General features: G+C 76.4%; 7 protein-coding genes. All 7 read right to left on the bottom strand.

What is annotated here, in order from left to right; genetic code table 11:
- Nucleotides 1-96: 96 nt before the first annotated feature.
- Complete coding sequence (locus OO57_RS34810) at nt 97-1356, bottom strand: 2-oxo acid dehydrogenase subunit E2 (RefSeq protein WP_051778642.1); 1260 nt, start codon at nt 1354-1356, stop codon at nt 97-99.
- A gap of 2 nt (nt 1357-1358) precedes the next feature.
- Nucleotides 1359-3359: a dehydrogenase E1 component subunit alpha/beta gene (locus tag OO57_RS46335; protein WP_234337640.1), complete on the bottom strand. Its 2001-nt coding sequence runs from the start codon at nt 3357-3359 to the stop codon at nt 1359-1361.
- A complete protein-coding gene (locus OO57_RS34800) occupies nt 3353-4711 on the bottom strand; it encodes a glycosyltransferase family 4 protein (protein ID WP_033256786.1) in 1359 nt (452 codons plus the stop codon). Before OO57_RS34800 ends, OO57_RS46335 begins: the two co-directional genes overlap by 7 nt.
- On the bottom strand, nt 4708-6126 hold the full coding sequence (locus OO57_RS34795; protein WP_033256785.1) for a glycosyltransferase: 1419 nt from the start codon (nt 6124-6126) through the stop codon (nt 4708-4710). The genes OO57_RS34800 and OO57_RS34795 overlap by 4 nt, the downstream gene beginning before the upstream one ends.
- A gap of 7 nt (nt 6127-6133) precedes the next feature.
- Nucleotides 6134-6457, bottom strand: a complete 324-nt coding sequence (locus OO57_RS44370; protein ID WP_033256784.1) for a phosphopantetheine-binding protein — start codon at nt 6455-6457, stop codon at nt 6134-6136.
- 547 nt (nt 6458-7004) lie between these two features.
- On the bottom strand, nt 7005-7259 hold the full coding sequence (locus OO57_RS34785) for a hypothetical protein (protein WP_033256783.1): 255 nt from the start codon (nt 7257-7259) through the stop codon (nt 7005-7007).
- Nucleotides 7260-7484: 225 nt separating this feature from the next.
- A complete protein-coding gene (locus tag OO57_RS34780; RefSeq protein ID WP_033256782.1) occupies nt 7485-7895 on the bottom strand; it encodes a DUF3099 domain-containing protein in 411 nt (136 codons plus the stop codon).
- Between the last annotated feature and the right edge of the window lie 85 nt (nt 7896-7980).

Genomic DNA, 7980 nt, shown 5'->3' with positions numbered 1-7980 from the left:
GGGCGGGGGCGGTGACGCGTTCCGGGGCGGTGGGGGTCGGGCCGTCCGCGGGGGCCTCCGGCAGGGCCGTGGCGGGTGCGGGGGTGCCGGGCGGGTTCACAGGGTGTCACCGGCGAGTTGGTGCGGGGCCTCCAGCAGGGCCTTCACGCCCGTCAGCAGGGACACCACCTGGCGGCCGTTCAGCAGCCGGTGGTCGAACGCCGCGCCCAGGTGCACCAGGCTGCGCGTCCGGAAGCCCGTGCCGTCCGGGTCGGGCAGCACGACGGTGCGCGGGGCCGCCAGCGACAGCGCGCAGGCCTGGCCGGGGAACACCACGGGCAGCGCCAGGGAGACGCCCGGGTCGGTGTGCAGGGTCAGCGTGATGTTCGCGCCCTGCAGGTCGCGGTCGCGGAAGGTGCCGCGCAGCGCGGCCATCCGGTGACCCATCATGGCCCGGGACAGTTCGCCCAACGACGAACGGTCGGCGTCGTGCAGCACCGGCACGAACAGGCCCGCGCCCAGCTCGAAGGTCACCCCGATGTGCGCGCCGGGCACCAGCCGGGTGCCCCGCCCGTCGGCCGTCAGCGCCGCGAAGCAGGCCGGGTCGGTGGCCCGCCGGGCGGCCAGCGCGGCCACCGTCAGCTCGGCCGGGCCCACCAGGCTGCCGACCGCGGCCGCGAGTTCGCGACCGGCGGCGAGCGCGTCGGTGACGTCCACGTCCACGGCGGTGAACGCCGTCGGCACCTCGCGGTGCGAGGCGGTGACGGTCGCCGCGACGGCGCGCTGGTTGCGGGACAGCGGGGCGAGCACCGTCCCCGGCGGGTCCTGTTCCGCCTGGGCTGCCTGTTCCGCCTGGGCTGCCTGCGGTGCCTGGGCCGCCTGGGCTGCCGGGGCTGTCTGCGGTGCGGGAGCCTCGGGTCGGGCCTGCTCGGCCGCCTGCTCCGTCGCCGCGAGCCGCGCCGCCAACTGGTCGACCTCCGCGCGGCGCACCACCGGCGCGTCCAGCGCGAGGGCCGCCGACTCGGGGATGCCGAGCTCGGCCAGCCGGGCCCGGGCCGGGGCGGTCAGGACCGGGCCCCCGGCCGCCGGGGCCGGGGAGTCGGCGGACGCCGCCGGGCGCTGCCGGGCCGCGTCCAGGGAGGCCGCGTCGGGGTGCAGCCGGGCCAGCAGCTCGCCCGGTGCGCACTCGCGACCCGCCGGGACGAGCAGCTCCAGCAACCCGTCGGCCGGTGCGGCCAGCTCCTCGACCGCCTTCGAGGTCTCCACCTCCAGCAGCGGCTCGCCCTCGGCGACCTTCCCGCCGTCCTCGACCAGCCACCCCAGCAGGGTGTACGCCGCGTCGTTGGTGTTGACCTTCGGCATCCGGTACTCGGTCACCGTCACCGCTCCTCTCCGCACTCCGTCGATACGTCTTCCGCCAGTGCGCGGACCGCCCGCCGGATGTCCTCGTCCCGGACGAACACCTCGTCCTCCAGGTGCGGCGCCGCCGGCACCGGCCGGTCCGCCGCCGTCAGCACCCGCACCGGCGCCCGCAGCACCGACCAGAGCCGGGTGTGCAGCGCCTGCGCCACCTCCGTCCCCCAGCCCGCGCCGGGGGTGCCGTCCTCCACCACGACCACCGCCGGGGCCCGCCCGCACAGCTCGGCCAGCCGGTCGGCGTCCAGCGGGTACAGCCGGGCCGGGACCAGCAGGCGCACGCACAGCTCGTCCTCCAGCAGCAGCGAACGCAGCGCGCCGACCGCCCGCCGGGCCAGGCCGCCCGGGGCGATCACCACCGCGTCCGGCCGCTCCACGCCCGCCGGGCCGACCACGGCCGTGCCCAGCGCCGAGCCGCCGTCCAGCCGCCAGTGCAGCACCTCGTCGACCGCGTCGCCGGTGAAGCGCCGCTCGGTGTACAGCACCTTGTCCTCGAACAGCACCGACGGGTTGCCGGTGGACAGCGCGTGCCGCACCAGCGGCACCGCGTCGTGGAACGGGCTCAGCTCGTACAGGTCCAGGTCGGGGACGCCCATCAGGTGCTTCTGCGGGCTCTGGCTGTGCGTCGCCCCGTACCCGCGCCGCCCGCCGACCGGGCAGCGCACCAGCAGCGGCACCGGCACCCGGCGGCCGTACATGGAGACCGACTTGGCGGCGAAGTTCACCAGCTGGTCGAAGGCCAGCGTGACGAAGTCGCCGAACATCATCTCGACCACCGCGCGCTCCCCGGCCAGCGCCAGGCCCGCGCCCACGCCGGTGATCGCGCCCTCGCTCAACGGCGTCGACCGCACCCGCTCGCCGAACCGGGTGGACAGGCCCCGGGTCACCTTGAACGCCCCGCCGTACGGGTCCGACACGTCCTCGCCGAGCAGGTGCACGGACGGGTCGGCGGCCATCAGCTCGTGCAGCGCCCGGTTCAGGTTCTCGGCGACCCGCTCGGGTACGGCGGGCACCGCGGGCGGTGCCGCCGGCGGGAACGGGTCGGCGGACGCGGCGCGGGCCCGGCCGTCCGACGGCGGCCGGGACACGATCTCCGCCACCAGGGCGTCCACCAGCGCCGACTGCTTGGCGTCCCAGGCCGCGAACCGCTGCTCGGACGCGCCCGCCCGGGCCCGGTACCAGTCGCGCGCGCCGAGCGCCGCCAGCTCCTCCGCGCCCCGGGTGTCGTCGCCCTTGCTGTGCGGGCCCAGCCGCGGCACGTCCAGCTCCACCACCAACGGGCCGCCACCGGACCGCACTTCGTCCAGCAGCGGGGCCAACTCGGCGCGCAGCGAAGACACTTCGCTCGTCGACGAACGGTGGTGGGCGATGCCGAACGCCGCCGCCCGGGCCTCGATGCTGCCCGCCAACTGCCGTTCGGTCGGCGTGGACTGGGCGATGCCGTTGTGCTCCACCACGACGACCAGCGGGGCCCGCCACAGCGCCGCCAGGTTCAGCGCCTCGTACACCGCGCCCTCGCCCCAGGTGCCGTCCCCGACGAACGCCAGCGCCAGCGCCCCCGCCCCGTCCCGGGCCCGGCGCAGGGCCGCGCCGACCGCGACCGGCAGGCTCTCGCCCTGCACGCCGGTGGAGAGGAACCCGCCCGTGTACAGGTGCTGGCTGCCGCCCGCGCCGCCGCACACCGCGCCCTGCCGCCCCAGCACCTCGGCGAGCAGGCCCTCGGCGTCGCCGGTCAGCGCCAGGTAGTGGCCGTGGCCGCGGTGGTTGCTGAACACCATGTCCGCCGCGCCCAGCAGCGGAGCCAGGGCCACCGGCACGTACTCCTGGCCCAGGCAGGTGTGGGTGGTGCCGCTGACCAGGCCCTCGCCGAACAGCCGCAGCAGCGCCAGCTCGACGTGCCGGATCAGCAGCAGCGCGGCCAGGTCCGCGTCGTCCGGCTCCGGGCCGGGCGGGGGGTTCAGCACGGCGGTCGCTCCTCGGTCGTGGTCGTGGTCGTGGTGGCGGTTGCGGCGGTGGTTGCGGTGGTCGTGGTGGCGGTGGCGTTCCGTCGGCGGGCTGCCAGCAGGCGCAGCGCGGCGGTGCGGTCGAGCGGTGCCGCGGTCGGCGCTTCGGACGGTGTTCCGCGCGGCGCCTCGGGGGCGGACGGCAGAGGTTCGGCCAGGCAGCGTTCGAAGGCGTCCGGGTCGAGGCCGTCGACGAACGCCAGCGCGGCGGAGCGCGACGCGGCGGACTGCCGCGCGTAGTGCTCCGGGTCGTCGAGCAGCGCGTCGAGCGCCGCCAGCCACGGCCCCAACTCCTGTGCGGGCACGACCGGTTCGGGCCGGGCCGCGCCCGGATCGCGGCGGTACGCGGTGACCGGCCGGACGGGCAGCGAGCCCGGTACGCCCAACTTGGCCTCCAGCAGCCCCCCGACCGCCGAGGCCAGCACCGGCACGCCCCGCAGCATCGCCTCCACGCAGGTGTAGCCGAAGGTCTCGTCCCACAGCGAGGGCATCAGCAACACCCTTGTCCGGGACAGGACTTCGTCGATGTCGTCCACCGGGGGGATCACCGTGACGTTCGGGCGGCGCGCCAGCTCGGCCCGGTCGGCGGCGTCCGCGCCCCAGGTCGGGACGGCCAGGAAGGGCACGTCGGGCCGGGCGTCGGCCAGCCCGAGCAGCACCGAAATCCCCTTGTAGCCACAGGGGTTGACCATCGTCACGGCGCCCTGCCCGGGCCGCCCGAGGAGCGGGAACGGCCCCGCCCCGTACACCTGCGGACGCACCACCTCCGCCGCCAGCCCCGCGTGCTCGCGCAGGTACGCCGCGGCCGCGTCGCTGACCGCGACCAGCCGGGCCGCCCGCCGCACCAGCCGTGTCCCGGCCTCGCTCGGGTGGAACGCCCCCGGCCCGAAAGGAAGTTGCTGGATCGTGTGGACCAGGTACACCACCCGGTCCGGGGTCGCGGAGAGCGCCGCGCCGAGCATCAGGTGGCCCGGGTCGTCACCGGGGACGAGCGTCCGGTCCGGGCGCAGCCGTTCGGCGACCGCACGGACGGTGCGGGGCAGCAGGGACGGCGAGCGCACCGCGTGCACCGTGACGCCGCGGTGGGTGTAGACGACGGTGCCCCCGTCGTCGGAGCGGACCTCCGCGCCGCGCTCGACCAGCGCCCGGACGGCCTGCCCGGGCTCGACGGTGGCCAGCGCGCCGGTCAGCGGGCCGACCACCTCGCAGGTGTGCCCGCGGGCGGCCAGCCGTTCCAGCAGCAGCCGGTTGGAGCGGTTGGCCCCGCCGTGCGACGGCAGGTGGATCAGGTTCTGGGCGAGCAGGATCCTCACCGGGCCTCCTCCGGGACGGGCGCCCCGGCGGCGCGCCGCTCGCGCAGGCGGGCGCGCAGCCGGGCCCGGTCGGCGGGGGAGAGGTCGTGCAGCGCACGGGGGCGCGGCGGGTCGGTGAGCAGCGCCGCCAGCCGGGCGGCCGCCGCGTCCAGGGCCTCCTCCGGGCGCTGCGGGCCGGTGACGGCCGCCGCGCGCAGCGGCAGGTCGCGGTCGGCCGCCGCCGTGGCGATCGCCGCCGCGAGCTCCGGCGTCCGCCAGCGGTCGGCCGGCACCGTACGGGCCAGGCCGAGGCGGGCCAGCCGGGCCGCGTTGTCCGGGCGGTCCACCCCGTCCGCCATCAGTACCTGCGGGGTGCCGGCCGCGAGCGCCCGGGCCAGCGTGCCGACGCCCCCGTGGTGCACCACCGCCGCCGCGTGCGGCACCGCGCGGGCGAAGTCCAGCCCCGGCGACCAGCGGACGTTCTCCGGCAGCGCGTCCGGCAGCAGGTCGCGGTGCCTGACCACCAGCAGGGTCGGCAGGCCCGTCCGCCCGGCGGCCGCCAGCAGCGCCGGGTAGTAGTCGGCGGCCAGCATCCGCCCCGTCCCGCCGGTGGCCAGCACGGGACGGGTGCCGACCGGGAACAGGCCGTCGAACGGGTCGGCGGGGGACGCTTCGGGCAGGTCGGCGGACGCACCGTCGAACGAGTCGTCGAACGGGTCGGTGGCGTCGGACGGGTCGGTGGCGTCGGACGGGCCCGCGGGCGCGGCGGGCCGGGCGCCCAGCGCGCGGGCCGAGGTGTCGGCGAGCGGGAAGCCGGTGAGCGCGACCCGGGCCGGGGCGCGCGGACCGGCGGCGTCGAACCAGCCCGGCCACAGGCCGAGTTCGGCGTCCGCACCGGCGAACCAGGCCCGCCAGTCGGGCACCGCGGGCAGGCCGAGGCCGTCGCGGACCTCCTGCAGCCCGGCGGCCAGCTCGGCGCCGTACAGGTACGCGGCGACCGGCACCGCGAGCAGCTGCGTCGGCGCGAGGGCCACCCAGGCGACGGGCGCGCGCAGCAGCTCGGCGGCGAACCGCACCGAGACGGCCGAGGTGTGCCGCCCGACCAGCACCGTCCCCCCCGGGACGTGTAGTTCGGCGAGGGTCCGGCACTCGGCCGCGATCTGCTCGAACAGGGCGTTGCGGCGGTAGAACCCGGCCCAGCCCGCCTTGTGCGGCGCGCTCCCCAGCAGCCCCGGCGTGTCCGCGAGCACGCTCTCGAACTCGGCCTCGCCGTCGATCGCCGCGAAGCCCAGCCCGGCCCGCGTCGCGACCGACCGGTACGGCGCGTGGGTCAGCAGCACCGCCCGGTGCCCGGCCCGGACCAGCGCCGCACCGAGGCCGACGAACGGCAGCACGTCGCCGTCGCTGCCATGAGTCACCATCAGGAACAGGGCCATCGCGGCGCTACGCCTCCTCGGCCAGCAGCGCGCGGATCTCTTCGTCGCTCAGGCCGTCCAACTCTGCCTCCAGCGCCGTGAGTTCGGCGATGTCGGCGGATTCGAGCAGCGCCTGCTCGACCGCGGAGGCGGCACCGGCGGGGGTGAACCCCTCGGTGAACAGGCGGTCCAGCGGCAGCTCCACCCCGTAGACGTCCTGCACCCCCGCCAGGAACTGCACCAGCGCGAGCGACGTCCCGCCCGCTTCGAAGAACTCCACCTCCGGCCCGGCCGGGGCGGCCCCCACGGCCTCCGTCCACAGCCGCGCCACGGCCTCGCCGATCTCGCTCACCGGGCCACCTCCGCCCGCGTGAGGACGGCAGCGGCACTGCGGGCAGGCAAGTCGTGCATGGCGGATCTCCCGAACGAGGGCAACCGGCGGCAGGGCCGGGCCGAAATGGGATGCGAAGCCAGTGATATGGGAGCGCTCCCATACTGGGCGCCGCCATTCCAGCAGCGGGTTCGAGCCCCTGTCAATGGATCGTGTCGCGAGAAACCACCCCGTGACCTGCGACTTTCGCCATGCCCATGCCGTAAAGCGGGGCGGGGGTCGACCCGGGCCAGCCCGAGCCGGCCTGGGTCGGCCGTTCAGCCGAGCAGGGCGAGCGCGGCGGCAGCCCGGTCGGCGACGGGGGAGGCCGTCAGCTCACGCAGGTGCTCGCGCAGCGCGTACCGCACGTCGGAGTCACCCGGCGTCCGACGGACCGGGAGCCGGTGCGGTGGCGCAGTGCCTCCGGGCGGGACGTCCGCCTCGGAGCGCGTGCCGTTGCGTTCCCCCACTGCTGTCGTGCCGACCGGACGGGGTCGACGCTACTGCCCGCGGGGGGAGGCCGACCGTCTCATTCCGCGGAGGGCTCCGAGAAGGGCTCGGTCTCCTTGAGGAAGCCGCGGACGGCGAGGAACTGGCTGAGGGGGTCGCGGTGGGTGTCGCAGGCGAGCCAGGTCTTGCGGCGGTCGGGGGTGTGGAGCTTGGGGTTGTTCCACAGCAGGGACCAGGTGGCGAGGTCGCGGCAGCCCTTGGCGGAGCACTTCGGGGGGCCGCCGGGGCCGTCGGGGCCGGTGGGGGTGCCGAAGAGGGGGTGCGCGGTGTCCATGGGGTCGATCCTATGCCCGGGCATGACGACGCCGGGCAGCCACGGGGGGAGCTGCCCGGCGTCGGTCTGTCGCTCCGACGGGGGATGCGGAGCGCTAAGGAAGTATGGCACGGCGGGAGGGCTGCGGGTGGGCCTGTCCGGTGATTAATTTGAGGATCGTCTGAGCTTTCGGACGGTCATACCATCACATCAACGAGCATATCGGACGTGATGATTGAGGGATTCTCAGCTCTGTGGCCGGTTCTCGCCGGTCGCCGAGCCGCTGCCCGCGCCACTGCCCGTGCCGCCGCCCGCACCCGCACCCGCGCCGCCGCCCGCGCCGCCGCCCCGGCCGCCGGGGCCGAGCATCAGCGGGGTGTCGGGGGCGAAGGCGAAGGTCGAGGGCAGGCCGGGCGCGCGCTCGCGGCCCGCGTTGGCGATCAGGACGGCGAAGTAGGGCAGCAGGATGCCGCCGGCCAGCGCGACGAACGCGAGCCAGCGCTGGACGTCCCAGAGGATCACGGCGAGCAGGACGCAGGCGGTGCGGATCAGCATCGAGACGACGTAGCGGCGCTGCCGCCCCCGGACGTCCTCGCTCAGGCTGCTGCGGGCCCCGGTGATCCGGAAGACCTGGCCGTCGTCCGCGTTCTTGGGCATGTCGTCCCCATCCATTCCTCGGGTCGGTTCGGCCCCCACGGTCGACCACCGTAACCCCGCTGACGCCGGTCGGACCCACCCGGGT

Origin of the sequence: Kitasatospora phosalacinea, from assembly GCF_000717185.1 — a bacterium.
In the GTDB taxonomy this organism is placed as follows: domain Bacteria; phylum Actinomycetota; class Actinomycetes; order Streptomycetales; family Streptomycetaceae; genus Kitasatospora; species Kitasatospora phosalacinea_A.
This window is presented reverse-complemented; position numbering and strand designations above follow the sequence as displayed.